This is a genomic window from Paraburkholderia sp. Ac-20336 (assembly GCF_017105025.1).
Lineage (GTDB): Bacteria > Pseudomonadota > Gammaproteobacteria > Burkholderiales > Burkholderiaceae > Paraburkholderia.
The window spans coordinates 1-735 of record NZ_JAAGPS010000321.1; the positions used below are offsets into that span (position 1 = coordinate 1).

General features: G+C 72.5%; 1 protein-coding gene. It reads right to left on the bottom strand.

The features are described from left to right. Positions 1-735: hypothetical protein (locus GXB81_RS31245; RefSeq protein ID WP_205991233.1), on the bottom strand; the 735-nt coding region annotated here is incomplete at both ends.

Consider the following 735-nt stretch of genomic DNA (forward strand, 5'->3'; position numbering starts at 1 on the left):
CCGCGGCGACGAGCGGCAAGCGGCCGGTTGGCGGCAAGCCCGCAGCGGGCGGCGCGCGTGCGCCGCGGGCCGAAGGATCTTTTGCGCGCGAGCGCAATGCGGGAGGGGCCGGTGGGCCGCGTCGTAGTGAGGGTGAACGGGCGCCGCGCCGGTTTGAGGGTGCGGGCGAGCGTGCTGAACGCGCACCGCGTCGATTTGAAGGCAGTGGCGAACGCACTGAACGGGCTCCGCGCCGATTCGAAGGAGCGAGCGATCGTGGCGAGCGTGGTCCCCGCCGCGACGTCGGCGATCGTGCTGAACGTGCACCACGTCGATTTGAAGGCAGTGGTGAGCGCACTGAACGGGCTCCGCGCCGATTCGAAGGCGCGAGCGATCGTGGCGAGCGCGGTCCCCGCCGCGACGCCGGTGATCGTGCCGAACGCGCACCGCGTCGCTTCGAAGGCAGCGGTGAGCGCACCGAACGGGCTCCACGCCGATTCGACGGTGCGAGCGATCGCGGTGAGCGTGGCCCCCGCCGCGACGCCAGCGATCGTGCCGAACGTGCGCCACGTCGATTTGAAAGCAGCGGTGAGCGCTCCGAACGGGCTCCGCGCCGCTTCGAAGGCGCGAGCGATCGTGGCGAGCGCGGTCCCCGCCGCGACGCCGGTGATCGTGCCGAACGCGCACCGCGTCGGTTCGAAGGCAGTGGCGACCGCTCCGAGCGCGCGCCACGCCGCTTCGAAGGCAGCACGGGTC